General features: G+C 66.7%; 9 protein-coding genes, 2 rRNA genes and 1 pseudogene (1 of these 12 running past the window's edge). 6 read left to right on the forward strand and 6 right to left on the reverse strand.

All coding sequences use genetic code 11. The features are described 5' to 3' along the window. Positions 1–174: 174 nt before the first annotated feature. Entirely contained in the window at positions 175–3,366 is a 3,192-nt protein-coding gene (putA, locus tag Q7W82_RS00735) for a bifunctional proline dehydrogenase/L-glutamate gamma-semialdehyde dehydrogenase PutA (protein ID WP_242161238.1), read from the forward strand. Between the two features lie 140 nt (positions 3,367–3,506). Here putA and Q7W82_RS00740 read toward each other — a convergent pair whose 3' ends face one another. Continuing rightward, positions 3,507–4,847 carry an outer membrane protein transport protein gene (locus Q7W82_RS00740; protein WP_242161163.1) on the reverse strand — a complete coding sequence of 447 codons (1,341 nt, stop codon included), beginning with the start codon at positions 4,845–4,847 and terminating at the stop codon, positions 3,507–3,509. A gap of 245 nt (positions 4,848–5,092) precedes the next feature. On the opposite strand from Q7W82_RS00740, the gene Q7W82_RS00745 reads away from it, so the two are divergent. The 3 genes and pseudogenes from Q7W82_RS00745 (at position 5,093) to Q7W82_RS00755 (ending at position 7,133) form a co-directional block, all read left to right on the forward strand. Then, positions 5,093–5,785 carry a rhomboid family intramembrane serine protease gene (locus Q7W82_RS00745; protein ID WP_010340917.1) on the forward strand — a complete coding sequence of 231 codons (693 nt, stop codon included), beginning with the start codon at positions 5,093–5,095 and terminating at the stop codon, positions 5,783–5,785. A 37-nt stretch (positions 5,786–5,822) separates the two neighbouring features. Further along, positions 5,823–6,143, forward strand: coding sequence for a DUF1820 family protein (locus Q7W82_RS00750; protein ID WP_242161162.1), 321 nt, complete (start codon positions 5,823–5,825; stop codon positions 6,141–6,143). A gap of 4 nt (positions 6,144–6,147) precedes the next feature. Beyond that, positions 6,148–7,133: pseudogene (locus Q7W82_RS00755) on the forward strand (D-2-hydroxyacid dehydrogenase family protein). Positions 7,134–7,199: 66 nt separating this feature from the next. On the opposite strand, the gene Q7W82_RS00760 reads toward Q7W82_RS00755, so the two are convergent. After that, complete coding sequence (locus Q7W82_RS00760) at positions 7,200–8,684, reverse strand: S41 family peptidase (RefSeq protein ID WP_242161161.1); 1,485 nt, start codon at positions 8,682–8,684, stop codon at positions 7,200–7,202. A gap of 104 nt (positions 8,685–8,788) precedes the next feature. Then, positions 8,789–10,006, reverse strand: coding sequence for a peptidoglycan DD-metalloendopeptidase family protein (locus Q7W82_RS00765; protein ID WP_242161237.1), 1,218 nt, complete (start codon positions 10,004–10,006; stop codon positions 8,789–8,791). A 196-nt stretch (positions 10,007–10,202) separates the two neighbouring features. Between Q7W82_RS00765 and Q7W82_RS00770 the strand changes: the two genes are divergently transcribed. Both Q7W82_RS00770 and Q7W82_RS00775 read left to right on the forward strand, forming a co-directional pair. Beyond that, entirely contained in the window at positions 10,203–10,862 is a 660-nt protein-coding gene (locus Q7W82_RS00770; RefSeq protein ID WP_242161160.1) for a hypothetical protein, read from the forward strand. A 77-nt stretch (positions 10,863–10,939) separates the two neighbouring features. Further along, positions 10,940–12,682 carry a M28 family metallopeptidase gene (locus Q7W82_RS00775; RefSeq protein ID WP_242161159.1) on the forward strand — a complete coding sequence of 581 codons (1,743 nt, stop codon included), beginning with the start codon at positions 10,940–10,942 and terminating at the stop codon, positions 12,680–12,682. A 740-nt stretch (positions 12,683–13,422) separates the two neighbouring features. On the opposite strand, the gene Q7W82_RS00780 is transcribed toward Q7W82_RS00775, so the two are convergent. The 3 genes from Q7W82_RS00780 to Q7W82_RS00790 form a co-directional block, all read right to left on the reverse strand. Next, positions 13,423–14,490 carry an NAD(P)-dependent alcohol dehydrogenase gene (locus Q7W82_RS00780; protein WP_242161158.1) on the reverse strand — a complete coding sequence of 356 codons (1,068 nt, stop codon included), beginning with the start codon at positions 14,488–14,490 and terminating at the stop codon, positions 13,423–13,425. 803 nt (positions 14,491–15,293) lie between these two features. Next, positions 15,294–15,408, reverse strand: a 5S ribosomal RNA gene (gene rrf, locus Q7W82_RS00785). Positions 15,409–15,563: 155 nt separating this feature from the next. Beyond that, positions 15,564–18,089 (reverse strand): 23S ribosomal RNA (locus Q7W82_RS00790); it runs 354 nt beyond the window's last position.

An 18,089-nucleotide genomic window follows, 5' to 3' on the forward strand; every position in this document is an offset into this window, starting at 1 on the left:
CACCACAAAAAATGCTGCAGCGCAACCAGATTCGCGTTCAGCCTGGACGCTGCCGCCGGCATCGCGACGATGCCGGCGACGCCCTGCGCGTGCAGGCGCTGACATAAAATGGTGGGCTCTGTCCCTGGCCTTTCCCGCATGAACGCTCTGCCTGGCGCCGGCTCTGTTCCGGCGATGCCGTCCGCGTCTCCTTCGCCCTTGTTGTCCCCCGAACTCCCACCCGCGCCGCAGGCCCTGCGCGCGGCGATCACCGCCGCCTGGCTCAAGGACGAAGCCGAACACGTTCGCGAACTGCTCGAGCAGGCGCGTCTGCCCGCGGCCGACCAGGCCAAGGTGCAGGCGCTGGCTGCCGACCTGGTCACCCGGGTGCGCGCCCGCGCCCAGGACCAGGGCGCGATCGAAGCCTTCATGCGCCAGTACGACCTCGGCAGCGAGGAAGGTGTGCTGCTGATGTGCGTGGCCGAAGCGCTGCTGCGCATCCCCGACCAGGACACCGCCGACAAGCTGATCCGCGACAAGCTCGGCGATGCGGACTGGAAGAAGCACATGGGCGAGAGCGACTCGATTCTCGTCAATGCCTCGACCTGGGGCCTGATGCTCACCGGCAAGCTGGTGCAGATCAACGATCTCACCCGCGCCGACGTGTCCGGCGCGTTCAAGCGCCTGATCGGCCGCGTCGGCGAGCCGGTGATCCGCCTGGCGGTGCGCCAGGCGATGAAGATCATGGGCCACCAGTTCGTGATGGGCCGAACCATCGGCGAAGCACTGACCCGCTCGAAGAAGGGCGACAACGCCCACTACCGCTATTCGTTCGACATGCTCGGCGAAGGCGCGTTGACCATGAAGGACGCGCAGCGCTACCTCGATGCCTACCGCCAGGCGATCCACGCCATCGGCAAGCATTTCGCCGCGCAGCGCCAGCAGGGCGGCAAGGACGCGGTGTTCGCCGCGCCCAGCATCTCGATCAAGCTCTCGGCGCTGTACCCGCGCTACGAGCACGCCAAGCGCGCGCGGGTGATGGCCGAACTGGTGCCGGGCGTGCTGGAGCTGGCGCAGCTGGCCAAGTCCTACGGCATCGGCTACACGGTCGATGCCGAAGAAGCCGACCGCCTGGAACTGTCGCTGGACATCATCGAGGCCACCTTCTCCGATCCCTCGCTGGACGGCTGGGAGGGCTACGGCCTGGCGGTGCAGGCGTACCAGAAGCGCACCCCGTACACGATCGATTTCCTCGCCGACCTGGCGCGCCGCGTCGGCCGCCGCATCCCGGTGCGCCTGGTCAAGGGCGCGTACTGGGACGCGGAGATCAAGCGCGCGCAGGTCGAGGGTCACCCGGGCTATCCGGTGTTCACCCGCAAGCAGAACACCGACGTGTCCTACCTGGCCTGCGCCAAGCGCCTGTTCGCGCACAGCGACGCGCTGTACCCGATGTTCGCCACCCACAACGCGCAGACCATCGCCGCGGTGCGCGCCATCGCCGGCGGTCGCGACTACGAGCACCAGAAGCTGCACGGCATGGGCGACGACCTCTATGCCGAAGTGATCCCCGCCGATCGCCTCGGCGTGCCCTGCCGCGTGTACGCGCCGGTGGGCTCGCACGAGGACCTGCTGCCCTACCTGGTGCGGCGCCTGCTGGAGAACGGCGCCAACTCCAGCTTCGTCAACCGCATCACCGACGAAGACGTGGCCATCGAAGACCTGATCCGCGACCCGGTCGAGGCCGTGTCCGCATTCGCCTCCATCCCGCATCCGAAGATTCCGCTGCCGGTCGATCTGCTGCGCAGCCAGAACCACAACAGGAAGAACTCCATGGGCGCCAACCTCGCCAACGACAACGATCTGCGCGCGCTGGCCGACCAGCTCAACACCGCGCTCAAGCCCTGGCACGCCGCGCCGCTGGTGCCCGGCGCGGTGATCGCCGGCGATGCGCTGCCGGTCGCCAACCCGGCCGACCGCCGCCAGGTCGTCGGCCACTGGAAGCCGGCCGATGCCGCCACCGTGGAGAAGGCGCTCAGCAATGCCGCAGCCGCCTATCCGGCCTGGAACCGCACCCCGGCCGCCAGCCGCGCCACCATCCTCGAACACGCCGCCGACCTGCTGGAAGCGCGCATGCCCGAGTTCATGGCGCTGTGCGTCAAGGAAGCCGGCAAGACCCTGCCCGACGGCGTGGCCGAAGTGCGCGAGGCGGTGGACTTCCTGCGCTACTACGCCGGCCAGGCGCGCGCGCAGTTCGGTGCGCCCGAGCGCCTGCCCGGGCCGACCGGCGAATCCAACGAACTGCAGCTGCACGGCCGCGGCGTGTTCGTGTGCATCAGCCCGTGGAATTTCCCGCTGGCCATCTTCCTCGGCCAGGTCGCCGCGGCGCTGGCCGCCGGCAACAGCGTCATCGCCAAGCCGGCCGAGCAGACCAACCTGGTCGGCCATGCCGCGGTGAAGCTGCTGCACGAAGCCGGCGTGCCGGAGGCGGTCGTGCAGTTCCTGCCCGGCGACGGCGCCACCGTCGGCGCCGCGCTGACCCGCGACGCGCGCGTGGCCGGCGTCGCCTTCACCGGCTCCACCGAGACCGCCCGCGCGATCAACCGCGCGCTGGCCGCGCGCGATGCCGCCATCGGCGTGCTGATCGCCGAGACCGGCGGCCAGAATGCCTTCATCGCCGATTCCTCGTCGCTGCCCGAGGCAGTGGTCAAGGACGCGATCTCCAGCGCCTTCATCTCCGCCGGCCAGCGCTGCTCGGCCGCGCGCGTGCTGTTCGTGCAGGACGACATCGCCGACAAGGTGATGACCATGCTGGCCGGCGCCATGGCCGAACTGAAGGTCGGCGATCCCGGCCTGCTGTCCACCGACGTCGGCCCGGTGATCGATGCCGACGCGCTGCAGATCCTCACCGATCACGCCGCACGCATGGACCGCGAAGCGCGCGCCATCGCCGTCGCCGCCACCGACGCCACCACCGCGCACGGCAGCTTCTTCGCCCCGCGCGCCTACGAGCTGCAGTCGCTGGCGCAGTTGCAGCGCGAGATCTTCGGCCCGGTACTGCACGTGATCCGCTGGAAGGCCGACCAGCTCGATGCGGTGATCGACCAGATCAACGCCACCGGCTACGGCCTGACCCTGGGCGTGCATTCGCGCATCGACGAGACCATCGAGCGCATCGCCTCGCGCGTGGCGGTGGGCAACGTCTACGTCAACCGCAACCAGATCGGCGCGGTGGTCGGCGTGCAGCCGTTCGGCGGCCAGGGCCTGTCCGGCACCGGTCCCAAGGCCGGCGGCCCGCACTACCTGCTGCGCTTCGCCACCGAGAAGGTGGTGACGGTCAACACCACCGCCGCCGGCGGCAACGCCTCGCTGCTGACTCTGGGCGACTGACCGGCCCACCTCGGCGCAGCGTTCCACCCGGAACCTGCGCCGACCGCCCGGCCTGCCGTGGTGCGCACCGCACGCCGCCGACAGGCACAAAAAAGCCCCGCCGAAGCGGGGCTTTTTTGTGAGCCGTGAAGCGCCTGCGATCAGAACTTGTAGTTGACCGAGGCCGCCAGCACGTTGCCGCTCACGTCGTAGTCGCCGACCAGGGTGTTGCCGGTGGCGCTGGTGGTGGCGATGCTCGGATCGCTGGTGAACAGGTGGGTGTAGCCGAAGCTGTACTCGGACTGCTCGGACGGCTTCCAGGTCAGACCCAGCGAGACCCACTTGCGGCTCGCGTCCGGCACGCGCACGTCGCGGTGACGGTCGGTGGTCGGGGTCTGGTCGTAGGCCAGGCCGCCACGCAGGGTCAGCGTGTCGCTCATGCGGTAGTCGGCGCCCAGCGACACGAAGGTGGTGTCGCGGTACGAGAAGTCCAGCACGCTGTCGGGCTGGTTGGAGGCGAAGTCGACGGTGACCTTGTCGAACTTGCTCCAGGCGGTGCGGGTGACGTCGGCCATCACCGTCCACTGCTCGTTGATGTTGTGGGTGAAGCTGGCGGTGGCGCTGGCCGGCAGCTTGACCGTGGCGCGGCCCTTGGTGTCGACGAAGGTGCCCGGCGCGGCGACGGCCAGCACGGTGGCGGCATTGCCCGGCACGGTGAAGTCGGCGTCGCCGCCGGTGATCTTGTGCTCGACCTGCGAGCGGTAGCTGAAGCCGATGTGGGTATTCTCGTCGATGCTGAACAGGCCGCCGAGGGTGAAGCCGACCTCGGTGTTGTCGCCCTTGATGCGCGAGAAGCCGTCGGCGCTGCCCGGCGCGAAGCCCGGCACGCGGCGCGAGGCCAGGATGGTGCCGAAGTCGATGGCGTTGCTCAGATCGATGTCCAGGCGCTCGGCGAACACCGACGCGCCGAACGACACGTACGGGTTGACGTCGTAGGAGAAGGCGAAGTTCAGGTCGATCGCCTGCAGCTCGGTCTTCACGCCGTTGTAGCGGCCGACCCAGTCGCGGTCGTATTCGGTCTTGAAGCCGAACGGCACGGTCAGCGAGGTGCCGAAGTGCATGTTGTTGTTTTCGCCGAACGGCATGTGGAAGTACGCCGCCGGGACCGGCGCGATCATGCCGGCGTCGCCGCCGCGGCCGCCGGAGATCGGCGCGCCGGTGGCGTAGGTGCCGCCGTCGCCCTGGTACTTGGCCGAGAACTGGATGGCGCTGACATCGGCCTGGAACACCTTGCCGTCGAGCTGGCGCATGCCGGCCGGGTTCACGGCGATGATCGAGGCGTCGCCCGGGGCGCTGCCGGAGCCGGCAAAGGCGCGGCCCAGGCCCTTGGCGCTGTTCTCCTTGAGCTGGAACGCGGCGCCGTGCGCCTGGCCCATGGCCAGCGCGCCGACGATGCCGACGGCCAGAGCGGTGAAACGGACGAACTGGGTTGCGTTTTGCATGACTAGTTTTTCTCCGGAAGACGAATTGTCTGTGTTCGCGCCTGCGCAAGCCCGGGCCGCAAAGACCCAGGAATGCGCGCCGGAGTCCCCTCCCGACATACGACGCCGTATGCGAGTATACGCCTCCGCGTTAACTCAACAATAACGACATGATACGTTCAGGTTCGTGTGGAGTCGGCGTGCGTTCAGCCGGATGAAGCCGTTATCGTGGCGTCCCTGGCAGTCTTCAGCTCCCCTTCCCTCGCATGTTCGTTTCCATCCCCTCCCGCGAGCGCACCACGTTGCGCTGGGCCACCCCGCTGCTGTTCGCGGCAATGTGGCTGGCCTTCCTGTGGTCGATCAGCCGCCCCGACGAGGCGCGCGCGACCCTGTGGCTGGACTGGGGCGCGCTCTCGGCCGGGGTCGGCAGCCCGCGCGACTGGCTGGCGACGGTGCAGGACGGCAGTGTGCTGCGCCTGTTCACCGCGCTGTTCCTGCACGCCGACTGGTCGCACCTGCTCGGCAACCTGGTGTTCCTGCTGATCTTCGGCCTGCCGGCCGAGCGCGTGCTGGGGCCGTGGCGGTTCCTGCTGCTGTTCCTGGGCGGCGGGGCGATCTCCAACCTGGCCGCGGTGTTCGCGATCGGCACACCTGACCGGGTGATCATCGGCGCCAGCGGTGCGGTCTCGGCCCTGATCGGCACCTACCTGGCGCTGTTCCCGCGGGCCAAGCTCGGCGTGGTGCTGCCGCTGGGGCTGTTCCTGGAATTCGTGCGCGCCCCGGCCTCGCTGCTGATCGGCACCTGGGCGGCGCTGCAGGTGGTGTTCGCCTACATCGGCCCGGCGTTCGGCATGGTGGCGTGGTCGGCGCACCTGGCCGGCTTCGCCTTCGGCATGGTCTACGGGCTCTACGTGCGCGCGGCGATCGCGCGGCGGCTGCGCAAGCGCAAGGGGTTCTGAGCCGCGTGCGGGGATGGCCGCGCCTTATACTGCGGGCATGTTCAAGCACCTGTACAAAGTGACCTTCCTCAACCACGGCAAGGTCTACGAGCTGTACTGCCGGCACGTCGGCAGCAGCCACCTGTGGGGCTTCACCGAGATCGGCACCCTGGTGTTCGACGTGCACGACGGGCTGGTGATCGATCCCACCGAGGAACGCCTGCGCGAGGAGTTCGGCGCCACCAAGACGCTGCACCTGCCGATGCAGAGCATCGTGCGCATCGAGGAAGTGGAGAAGAAGGGCCAATCGACGATCCGCGACGCGGCCACCGGCGAGAAGGTGGTCACGCCGTTCCCGATGCCCGGCAAGCCGCGCTGAGCGCATGCGCATCCTGGTTGCCGACGACTATCAGGATGCGGTGCGTCACCTGCGCTGCTTCGCGCGCCTGCAGGCGCACAGCGTGCAGGTGCTGACCGCGTTGGCGCCCGACCGCGCGACCTTCGTTCGCCACGCCGCCGAGGCCGAGGCGCTGGTGCTGATCCGCGAGCGCACCCGCATCGACGCCGCGCTGCTGGCGCAACTGCCGACGCTGCGCCTGATCAGCCAGACCGGCCGGATCGGCGAGCACATCGACCTGGCCGCCTGCACCGCGCGCGGTGTGGCCGTGGCCGAAGGTGTCGGTTCGCCGGTGGCGCCGGCGGAACTGACCTGGGTGCTGCTGATGGCCGCCAGCCGGCGCTTGCCCGCCTACCGCGATGCGCTGCTGGCCGGACACTGGCAGGTCACAGCGATGCGCAGCTCGGCCGCAGCCTGGACGGCCTGACGCTGGGCATCTGGAGCTACGGCAAAATCGGCCGTCGCGTCGCCGCCTATGGGCGTGCCTTCGGCATGCAGGTGCAGGTATGGGGCAGCGAGGACAGTTGTGCGCAGGCACGCGCAGACGGCTTTGCGGTCGCCGCCAGCCGCGAGGCGCTGTTCGCCGAGAGCGATGTCCTCAGCTTGCATCGCCGCCTGGTCGCGGCCACCCGCCACCAGATCGGGCTGGACGACCTGCTGCGGATGAAACCCGATGCGCTGCTGGTCAATACCAGCCGCGCCGAACTGCTCGCCCCCGGCGCGCTGCTGGCGGCGCTGGACGCCGGCCGCCCTGGGCAGGCGGCGTTGGACGTGTTCGAACAGGAGCCGGTGCTGGATCCGCAGCATCCGCTCCTACGGCATCCGCGCGTGCTGGCGACGCCGCACCTGGGCTACGTCGAACAGGCCAGCTACGACCTGTATTTCGGCACGGCCTTCGACAACGTGCTGGCCTTCGCCGCCGGCACGCCACAGCGCCTGGCCAATCCCGAGGTGCTGAGCGCCCGCGGCTGAGCGGCGGACCGCCTTCGTACAAGCGGGCGCGCGCGGCGCGCCAGGCGACGGCGCGCCGCGACCGGCTCAGGAACCGGACGCCGGGGCCGGTTCGGGCCTGTTGGTTGCCGGCTTGGCCGCGTCGGGCTTGGCCGGTTCCGCTGCCGGCGGCTTCGCCGGAGCCTGCTTCGGCGCCGCGCCCGCCGGCTTGTGCGCCGGCTTGGCCTTGCCCTTGCCGGCCGGGGCCGCCGCAGCGGCCCGCGCCACGGCGCCGGGCTGCTTCAGTTCGGCCAGCGCCTGCGCGATCGGGCCATCGCCCGGCAGCACATCGCCGGCGGTGTAGCCCTCGGCGCCCTCGTCGTCGCCATGCAGGTGGCCCGGCAGGGTCGCTTCGCTGTAGTCGGCGATCGCGGCCGGCTTGTCGGCGTCGTCCGCGCTCGCCTCCGGGTGCAGCACCACGTCGGGCACGATGCCGCTGGCCTGGATCGACTTGCCGCTCGGCGTGTAGTAGCGCGCCGTGGTGAGCTTGACCGAGTCGCCGTTGTCCAGAGGCAGCACGGTCTGCACCGAGCCCTTGCCGAAGGTGCGGCTGCCGACGATGCGCGCGCGCTTGTTGTCGCGCAGCGCGCCGGCCAGCACTTCCGAGGCGCTGGCCGAACCGGCGTCCACCAGCACCACCATCGGCGCGCCGTTGAGCAGATCGCCGGGGGTGGCGTCGAACTTGGAATCGCTGACCGAGATGCGCCCGCGGGTGCTGACGATGGTGCCCTTGTCGAGCACGTCGTCGGCCACCTGCACCGCCGCGGTCAGCAGGCCGCCCGGGTTGCTGCGCAGGTCCAGCACCAACCCACGCAGCTTGCCGCCGGCCTGCGCCTGCAACTGCTGCAGCTGCTTGTGGAAATCGGCGCCGGTGTCGGCCTGGAAGGTGCTGATGCGGATGTAGCCGTAGCCCGGTTCGAGCATGCGGCTGCGCACGCTGGCCACACGGATGGTCTGCCGGGTCAGGGTCACGTCGAACGGCTTGTCGACCTTGTCGCGGGCGATGGTCAGCACGACCTTGCTGCCCGACTCGCCGCGCAGCGGCTCCATCGCCTTGACCGCGCTGATCGGCTTGCCGTCGATGGCGATGATGATGTCGCCCGAGCGCAGGCCGGCGCGCGCGGCAGGCGTGTCGTCGATCGGCGACACCACCTTGAGGGTGTTGTCCGGCAACTGCAGCAACTCCACGCCGATGCCGTCGTAGGCACCGCTGGTCTGCTCGTCGAAGGCCTCGGCGTCTTCCTTGCTGAAATAGGTGCTGTGCGGATCCAGGTCCAGCAGCAGACCGCGGATCGCGGACTGCATCAGCTTCTTGTCGTCGACCGGATCGACGTAGGCTTCCTTCACCGCGTTGTAGACCGCGACGTAGCGGCGGATCTCGTCCAGCGGCACCTTGGTGCTGGCCGATTCGGTGGCATCGGGATCGTCGGCGCTGGCCGCCGGGGCCGTGGGCGTCTGCGTCTCGGCGCGTTGCGCCATCGACGGCAGCGGCGCCAGGGCGAGCAACAGGGCTGCGGACAGGACTACGCGCATGAAGCACTCCGATTGGGGAAGACCCGCACCGTGCACGGCGCGGTTGTCCGGATTATGCGCGAAGCCGAGCTAAATTCGCGTTGAACGCACCGCGTTGGCGTGGCTCAGCGGCGCTGCAGCCACGACGACGGATCCACCGGCTGGCCATTGCGGCGCAGTTCGAAGTACAGCGCCGGACGGCCCTGGCCGCCGGAATTGCCGACCTTGGCCACCGCATCGCCGCGCTTGACCTTGGCGCCGGCGTCGCGCAGCAAGGTGTCGTTGTGCGCGTACAGGCTCATGTAGCCGTTGCCGTGGTCCACGATCAGGATCATGCCGTAGCCGGTCATCCAATCGGAGAACACCACGGTGCCGTCGGCGACCGCGGTGACGGTGCTGCCGGCGGGGGCGGCGATCAGCACGCCGCTGCTGGTGCGCCCGTCGGGCAGCCGGCCGCCGTAACGCGCGATCAGGTCGCCCGACAGCGGCCAGCCCAGGCCGCCGACCTTCAATGGCGGCGCCGAAGCGACCACCTTGGGCGGCACCTTGCCGCCACCACGCCCGGCCTTCGCCGCGGCCTTGGCCTGCGCCGCCTGCTCGGCGGCTTCGCGCTTGGCCGCGGCACGGCGCTCGGCTTCGGCACGGGCCGCCGCGGCGCGCAGGTTGGCGAGCAGGGTTTCCAGCGCCTTGGCGTCCTGGCCGAGCGCCTTCTCGCGTTCGCTGCGGTCCTGGTAGCGCTGGTCCAGTTCCGAGACCACGCTGGCACGCTGCTTGCGGTCGCGCTGCAGGGCCTGCGCCTGTTCCTGCTGGCGGCGCTGGGCCTCGCTCAGTTGCTGCTTCTGCTCGACGACCTCGCGCTGCACCTGTTCCAGCGCCTGCAACTCGTGGGTCAAGGTGGCGATGCGCTGCGCGCGCTCGCGCTGCAGGTAGCGGTGATAGGCCAGCAGGCGGTTGGCGTCGGCCACGCGGTCCTGCGCCAGCAACAGCTTCAGCGGCGCATTGCCGCCGATGGCGTAGGCCGCGCGCAGCAGTTGCGCCAGTTCGGCGCGCTGCCGGGTCAGGCCGCTGCGCAGGTCATCGCGCTTGCGTTCGAGCTCGGCCAGGGTCTGCTGGTGCCGCTGCAGCGCCTGCTGCGTCTGCGCCAGGCTGCGGCCGGTGGCGGCGACCTTTTCGTCGGCCTCGCGCAACTGGCGTGCGGCGTCGCCGCGCTTGCCCTCCAGTTGCCGGCGCTCCTCGGCCACGCTCTTCAGCTCGCCGCGCACCTTCTCCAGGCGCTTCTCGGCCTCGCGCGGATTCTGCCCCGCGGCCAACCCGGCGGTCAGCAGCCACGCCGCCGCCAGCAGGCAGCGCAACGGCCCGCGCCAGTCGCCGGGCGCACGCCGCTCGGCCGCGCGGGGCGCGGCGGAATGCGATGGGACAGGCGCGGCTGCGGGCAAGCGGGGGTCCAGTGACTTCAGGCAGGTGTGGATTGTAGCGAAGCGTGTTGTGATCGCCTCACGATTGATTGCCGCCGCATCGTCGGCGCCCGGGAGGTGAGGGATGAAACGCATGCATCTGGCGATTGTGCTGGCCCTGGCCCTGGCCGGCCCGGCGTTCGCGAGCGAGGGCATCAGCAAGGTCAACGGCAGCATCACCGCCGACGCCGGCAAGCAGTACGGGGATCTGGAAACCGTCAACGGCAGCATCAACGTCCAGTCCGGTGCCCAGGTGGGCAGCGTGGAAACGGTCAACGGCAGCGTCAAGGTCGCCGACGGCGCGCAGACCAAGGGCCTGTCCACGGTCAACGGCGGCATCACCCTCGGTGAGCGCGCGCAGGTCGCCGGTTCCATCGAAACCGTCAACGGCGGCATCTTCGTCGACCGCGGCGGCCGCGTCGACGGCGGCATCGAGAGCGTCAACGGCAGCATCGGCCTGGTCGCCACGCAACTGGACAAGGGCATCGAGACGGTCAACGGCGACATCACCGTCGGCCACGATTCGCATGTCGGCGGCGGCATCTCGATCAACAAGCCCAGCTTCAGCATGTCGTTCAAGCCGGCGCGCAAGCCGCGGGTCATCGTCGGCCCGCGTGCGGTGATCGACGGCCCGCTGCGCTTCGAGCGCGAAGTCACCCTGTACGTGCACCGCAGCGCCAAGATCGGGCCGATCACCGGTGCCACCGCGTTGCCCTTCGACGGCGACACCGCGCCGAACAACTGAGCCGCGTTGCCGTGCGCGCCCGGGCGCGCGCGGCTTGCCTATAGAATCCAGGGTTCCCTCGCCACCAGGAGCCCCCCATGTCCCGCAAGCTCGTGCTGTGCCTGGCCGCAGCGGCGGCGCTGACCGCGTGCAAGCGCGAAGCCCCCGCCCCGGCCGCCGACGCCGCGCCACCGGCCGCAGCGCCCGCGCCTGCTGCGGCGCCCGCGCATGCGTTTTCCACCGGGATCGCGCCGGCCGACTTCGCCGAACTGGTCAAGACGCTGTCCTCCGACGCTTTCGAAGGCCGCGGACCCGGCACGCCGGGCGAGGACAAGACCGTGGCCTACATCCGCGACCAGATGCAGCGCATCGGCCTGCAGCCGGGCAACGGCGACAGCTGGTTCCAGGACGTGGCGATGACCGAGACCACCGCGGCGCCCGGCACCACGCTCACCATCGCGCACAACGGCGCGGCGCGGCAGCTCGCCTTCGGCACCGACATGGTGGTGGGCACGCGCACCGGCCAGCCCGAGGTCAAGCTCGATGGCAGCGACATGGTCTTCGTCGGCTATGGCGTGGACGCGCCGGAGCAGAAGTGGAACGACTACGCCGGCCAGGACTGGAAGGGCAAGACCGTGGTGATGTTCGTCAACGACCCCGGCTTCCACAGCGGCGACGGCAGCCTGTTCGAAGGCAAGCGCATGACCTACTACGGGCGCTGGACCTACAAGTTCGAGGAAGCCGCGCGCAAGGGTGCCGCCGCCGCGTTGATCGTGCATGACACGCCCGGCGCCAGCTACGGCTGGGACGTGGTCAAGAACTCCTGGTCCGGCGCGCAGTACGACCTGCCGGCGAAGGATGATCCGGAGCCGCGCATCCCGGTGCAGGGCTGGCTTACCGCCGAGGCGGCCAAGCAACTGTTCGCCGACGCCGGCCTGGATCTGGCACAGGCCTACAAGGACGCCAGCAAGCGCGGCTTCAAGCCGGTCCCGCTGAAGGCCAAGCTCTCGGTGGACCTGAAGAGCACCATCGCCGAGAAGACCTCGCGCAACGTGGTCGGCGTGCTGCCCGGTAGCAGCCGCGCCGACGAAGCCGTGCTGTACATGGCGCACTGGGATCACCTGGGCAAGCACGAGGGCGAATCGGGCGACAACATCTACAACGGCGCGGTCGACAACGCCACCGGCGTGGCCGGCATCCTGGAAATCGCCGAGGCGTTCGCGCACCAGCAGCCCAAGCCCGAGCGCTCGGTGGTGTTCCTTGCAGTGACGCTGGAGGAGTCGGGACTGCTCGGTTCCAAGTACTACGTGGCGCATCCGACCTTCCCACTGAACAAGATCGCCGGCGTCATCAACCTGGATGCGATGCCGGTGGCCGGGCGCGCCAAGGATTTGGTGGTCAACGGGTTCGGCAGCTCGCAGCTGGAAGACCTGCTCAAGCCGATCGCCGCCGCGCAAGGCCGCGTGTTGCACTCTGAAGACGCGCCGCAGAGCGGCTTCTACTTCCGCTCCGATCACTTCAACTTCGCCAAGGCCGGCGTGCCCGCGCTGTACATCGACGGCGGCGAGGACCTGGTCGACGGCGGCATCGAGGCCGGACGCCGTGCCGCGGCGGACTACGCCAAGCGCTACCACACGCCGGCCGACGAGTACGACCCGGCGACCTGGAAGCTCGATGGCGTGATGGACGACCTGCAGGCGGTGTACGGGGTCGGCAAGGAACTGGCCGCCGGCGACAGCTGGCCGAACTGGTATCCGGACAACCCGTTCAAGGCCGCACGCGACAAGATGATGGGCCGGCCGACGTCGCTGCCGGCAGCGGCGCCTGCCGCCGCCAAGTAGGCGGCTGCGTTCTGCGGTGTCATGGCAACGGCGCTTCGGCGCCGTTGTCGTTTGTGGGCGTCGGTCATGCGACGGGCGGCATGGGGCGCGCGGAACACGACGGCATGCGTTGCCATCATCGCGGTGCCAGCTTCCATCCGATCATGTTCAACGCCGCATTGCGGGTGCAATGTTCTGGGGGCCTCTTCGAGATGCCTCGAATCACGACAGAAAGCGCACCTGTAGGAGCGGCTTCAGCCGCGACCAGAGTGACGGGAACGCCCGTCGCGGCTGAAGCCGCTCCTACAGCGGTGGATCGCGCGCCGGTCGCTTGGATGTCCGCGCCCCATTGGCGTACAACGCGCAGCCGTAGGCAGTCGGTCGGTATGCCTATCTGCCGGTCTGCCGGTCTGCCGGTCTGCCGTAGCGTCGCGACTCGAACTGGCGTTTCTCACGGTCTTCTTCGACCGCAGCAACCCGGATTCGCTGCCGTCACGGAGCATTGTCCCTAACCCGGGTAGCTCGCTCTGCGCCCATGCACTGCTCTGCGCATCGGTCGCCTCGATCATCCGGTGCATCGTGACTGCGTCCCTCAGATGCCGCGATCCGTCGCCTGGAGGCAATGAATCCGTTGCCCTTGCGGCACCCTAAGCGGCACGCTCTCCAAAAGAAAAGCCCGGGCATGCCTGCCCGGGCTTCCATGGTCGCGCGGTGACGCGTGATGTGTCCGTGGTAACCGGCCGCTACCGCGGACAACCACCTCAGGCCGCCTGCTTAGTCTGTGCCAGGCTGGCCATATCGATGACGAAGCGGTACTTCACGTCGCCCTTGAGCATGCGCTCGTAGGCCTCGTTGATCTGCGCCATCTCGATCGTCTCGATGTCGGACACGATGCCGTGCTTGGCGCAGAAATCCAGCATTTCCTGGGTCTCGCGGATGCCGCCGATCAGCGAGCCGGCCAGCTGGCGCCGCTTCATGATCAGGTTGAACACCGTCGGCGACGGATGCGGTTCGGCCGGTGCGCCGACCAGGGTCATGGTGCCATCGCGCTTGAGCAGGGTCAGGAACGCATCCAGATCGTGCGGCGCCGCCACGGTGTTGAGGATGAAATCGAAGCTGTTGGTATGCGCCGCCATTTCCTCGGCGTTCTTCGACACCACCACCTCGTTCGCGCCCAGGCGCAGCGCGTCCTCGCGCTTGCCAGCGGACGTGGTGAACAGCACCACGTGCGCGCCCATGGCGTGGGCGATCTTCACGCCCATGTGGCCAAGGCCGCCCAGGCCGACGATGCCGACCTTCTTGCCCGGCCCGACCTTCCAGTGGTTCAGCGGCGAATAGGTGGTGATGCCGGCGCACAGCAGTGGCGCCACCGCGGCCAGCTTGTCGGCATCGTGGCGGATGTGCAGCACGTACTTCTCGTCGACCACGATATGGTCGGAGTAGCCGCCATAAGTGTTCTCGCCGCCGAACATCGGGCCGTTGTACGTCCCGACGAACCCGTTCTCGCAATACTGCTCTTCGCCATCGGCGCAGGACGCGCAATGCCGGCAGCTGTCGACCATGCAGCCGACGCCGGCCAGATCACCGACCTTGAAGGCACCGACCTGGTCGCCCACCGCGGTGACGCGGCCGACGATTTCATGGCCCGGGACCGACGGGTACTGGGTGTTGTGCCACTCGTTGCGGGCGGTGTGCAGATCGGAGTGGCAGACGCCACAGTAGAGGATCTCGATGCTGACATCGTTGGCACCGAGCGCGCGGCGCTCGAAGGTGAAGGGGGTCAGCGGCTGATCGGATGCCTGGGCGGCGTATCCATTGGCTTGGCTCATGGGGGAAGGCCTCGTGGTGGGTGAAAGGGGGCCGAGAGCGATGCGTGAAGCAGGCAGCGAATGCCCTCGCGATCGCCGGAATCGAAAAAAAGTCTAAGCGCCATGGCATGAAAGGCACGCATCGCTCCATGGAACGGTGCGATGCGCTCGCTCAAACCCGCTGTCGAAGTGGCCAGTAGTGGGCTGACGCTCGTGTTCGGCTGAACCTGGATGTACTTCACCGATGGCATGCGAACCCGGTAACGCGCGCCGCAGGAGACACGCGGCAATCAGTGAGAAGCACGACGCTTGCAAGGTTCGACGGGAGCCTCATGCAGCCAAGCCGCAGGCGCATGTTCCCGTTGCCTTGGGTGTAGAGGCGATTCTTCCGCACAAGCATGGCAAGTAGCCAAGCCGGGCACGTGATCGGCACGCCGTACGCGGCGGAGGGCGCGGCGCTCCCTGTACTTGCGGCGGTCGACCATCATCCGGCGGCATTCGCCTAGCCCAACAACTCAGCCGTTGGATGCCTTCTGGCGCTCGGGAATCCGGTTTGGTGTGCGCGCGATAGCGCATCTCACCGGCGGCGCAGCGGCGCGGGAGGTGGTCGAGCGATTTGGCCTCATCCTCCCGACGGGAGAAGGAAGGAACCGAGCCCCTCTCCCGCCGGGAGAGGGGTTGGGGTGAGGGTACGGGGCGGGCAGCGCCTCGCCGATCCGCCATTGCGAGGTTCGGCCGTACTTCCATCGCCAGCTCGCGTTGCATCGGTTTTCCCCGGGCAATAAAAAATCCCCGTCCTTTCGGACGGGGATTTGGGGTAAAGCCCCTGGCGATGACCTACTCTCGCATGGCTTGAGCCACACTACCATCGGCGCAGCTGCGTTTCACTTCCGAGTTCGGGATGGGATCGGGTGGTTCCACAGCGCTAATTTCACCAGGGAGACGGTTGGAGTGTCGCCACGTGCGTGTTCTCGGTTGTTGGACCGAGGACGGCAGGGCGCCAGCCTCTCATAGGGTGTGATGTAGCGAGCGAGTGAGAGCGATCGACGTGTGTCGCGCTAAGGGATGCTTCTGAGGAAGCATCTTGAGGTTATATGGTCAAGCCGCACGGATCATTAGTATCAGTTAGCTCAATGCATTGCTGCACTTACACACCTGACCTATCAACCACGTAGTCTACATGGTTCCTTTAGGGGACTTGTGTCCCGGGAGATCTCATCTTGAGGCGCGCTTCCCGCTTAGATGCTTTCAGCGGTTATCGCTTCCGAACATAGCTACCCGGCAATGCCACTGGCGTGACAACCGGAACACCAGAGGTTCGTCCACTCCGGTCCTCTCGTACTAGGAGCAGCCCCTCTCAAATCTCCAACGCCCATGGCAGATAGGGACCGAACTGTCTCACGACGTTCTGAACCCAGCTCGCGTACCACTTTAAATGGCGAACAGCCATACCCTTGGGACCGACTACAGCCCCAGGATGTGATGAGCCGACATCGAGGTGCCAAACACCGCCGTCGATATGAACTCTTGGGCGGTATCAGCCTGTTATCCCCGGAGTACCTTTTATCCGTTGAGCGATGGCCCTTCCATACAGAACCACCGGATCACTAAGACCTACTTTCGTACCTGCTTGATCCGTCGATCTTGCAGTCAAGCACGCTTATGCCTTTGCACACAGTGCGCGATGTCCGACCGCGCTGAGCGTACCTTCGTGCTCCTCCGTTACTCTTTAGGAGGAGACCGCCCCAGTCAAACTACCCACCATACACGGTCCCCGATCCGGATTACGGACCTAGGTTAGAACGTCAAGCACGACAGGGTGGTATTTCAAGGATGGCTCCACTGCAGCTAGCGCCACAGTTTCATAGCCTCCCACCTATCCTACACAGACGAACTCAACGTTCAGTGTAAAGCTATAGTAAAGGTTCACGGGGTCTTTCCGTCTTGCCACGGGAACGCTGCATCTTCACAGCGATTTCAATTTCACTGAGTCTCGGGTGGAGACAGCGCCGCTGTCGTTACGCCATTCGTGCAGGTCGGAACTTACCCGACAAGGAATTTCGCTACCTTAGGACCGTTATAGTTACGGCCGCCGTTTACTGGGGCTTCGATCAAGAGCTTCGCCTTGCGGCTGACCCCATCAATTAACCTTCCAGCACCGGGCAGGCGTCACACCCTATACGTCCACTTTCGTGTTTGCAGAGTGCTGTGTTTTTGATAAACAGTCGCAGCGGCCTGGTTTCTGCGACCCTCTTCAGCTATAGCTCGCACGAGCCACCAAAAAGGGTGCACCTTCTCCCGAAGTTACGGTGCCATGTTGCCTAGTTCCTTCACCCGAGTTCTCTCAAGCGCCTGAGAATTCTCATCCTACCCACCTGTGTCGGTTTACGGTACGGTCTGCGTAAGCTGAAGCTTAGGAGCTTTTCCTGGAAGCGTGGTATCAGTGACTTCGTCTAAAAGACTCGTCTCGGTGCTCGGTCTTAAAGGATCCCGGATTTGCCAAAGATCCAAACCTACCGCCTTTCCCCGGGACAACCAACGCCCGGTACACCTAACCTTCTCCGTCCCTCCATCGCACTTACGCGAGGTGCAGGAATATTAACCTGCTTCCCATCGACTACGGCTTTCGCCCTCGCCTTAGGGGCCGACTCACCCTGCGCCGATTAACGTTGCGCAAGGAAACCTTGGGCTTTCGGCGTGCGGGTTTTTCACCCGCATTGTCGTTACTCATGTCAGCATTCGCACTTCCGATACCTCCAGCAGACTTCTCAATCCACCTTCGCAGGCTTACGGAACGCTCCTCTACCGCGCATCGCTTATCGCGATGCACCCCAAGCTTCGGTTCACTGCTTAGCCCCGTTAAATCTTCCGCGCAGACCGACTCGACCAGTGAGCTATTACGCTTTCTTTAAAGGGTGGCTGCTTCTAAGCCAACCTCCTGGCTGTCTATGCCTTTCCACATCGTTTTCCACTTAGCAGTGAATTTGGGACCTTAGCTGTGGGTCTGGGTTGTTTCCCTTTTCACGACGGACGTTAGCACCCGCCGTGTGTCTCCCATACAGTCCGTCTCGGTATTCGGAGTTTGCAATGGTTTGGTAAGTCGCGATGACCCCCTAGCCATAACAGTGCTCTACCCCCGAGAGGATACATATGAGGCGCTACCTAAATAGCTTTCGAGGAGAACCAGCTATCTCCGGGTTCGATTAGCTTTTCACTCCTAATCACACCTCATCCCCTACCTTTGCAACGGGAGTGGGTTCGGGCCTCCAGTCAGTGTTACCTGACCTTCACCCTGGGCATGACTAGATCACCCGGTTTCGGGTCTACTGCCCGCGACTATGCGCCCTTATCAGACTCGGTTTCCCTTCGCCTCCCCTATACGGTTAAGCTTGCCACGAACAGTAAGTCGCTGACCCATTATACAAAAGGTACGCAGTCACTCTTGCGAGCTCCTACTGCTTGTACGCACACGGTTTCAGGATCTATTTCACTCCCCTCTCCGGGGTTCTTTTCGCCTTTCCCTCACGGTACTGGTTCACTATCGGTCGGTCAGGAGTATTTAGCCTTGGAGGATGGTCCCCCCATGTTCAGACAGGGTTTCACGTGCCCCGCCCTACTCG

The organism is Xanthomonas indica (assembly GCF_040529045.1).
Classification (GTDB): Bacteria; Pseudomonadota; Gammaproteobacteria; order Xanthomonadales; family Xanthomonadaceae; genus Xanthomonas_A; species Xanthomonas_A indica.

Coding starts and splice junctions, on each gene's coding strand:
- putA (WP_242161238.1), top strand. CDS start 175: ATGCCGTCCGCGTCTCCTTCGCCCTTGTTGTCCCCCGAACTCCCACCC.
- Q7W82_RS00740 (WP_242161163.1), bottom strand. CDS start 4,847: ATGCAAAACGCAACCCAGTTCGTCCGTTTCACCGCTCTGGCCGTCGGC.
- Q7W82_RS00745 (WP_010340917.1), top strand. CDS start 5,093: ATGTTCGTTTCCATCCCCTCCCGCGAGCGCACCACGTTGCGCTGGGCC.
- Q7W82_RS00750 (WP_242161162.1), top strand. CDS start 5,823: ATGTTCAAGCACCTGTACAAAGTGACCTTCCTCAACCACGGCAAGGTC.
- Q7W82_RS00760 (WP_242161161.1), bottom strand. CDS start 8,684: ATGCGCGTAGTCCTGTCCGCAGCCCTGTTGCTCGCCCTGGCGCCGCTG.
- Q7W82_RS00770 (WP_242161160.1), top strand. CDS start 10,203: ATGAAACGCATGCATCTGGCGATTGTGCTGGCCCTGGCCCTGGCCGGC.
- Q7W82_RS00775 (WP_242161159.1), top strand. CDS start 10,940: ATGTCCCGCAAGCTCGTGCTGTGCCTGGCCGCAGCGGCGGCGCTGACC.
- Q7W82_RS00780 (WP_242161158.1), bottom strand. CDS start 14,490: ATGAGCCAAGCCAATGGATACGCCGCCCAGGCATCCGATCAGCCGCTG.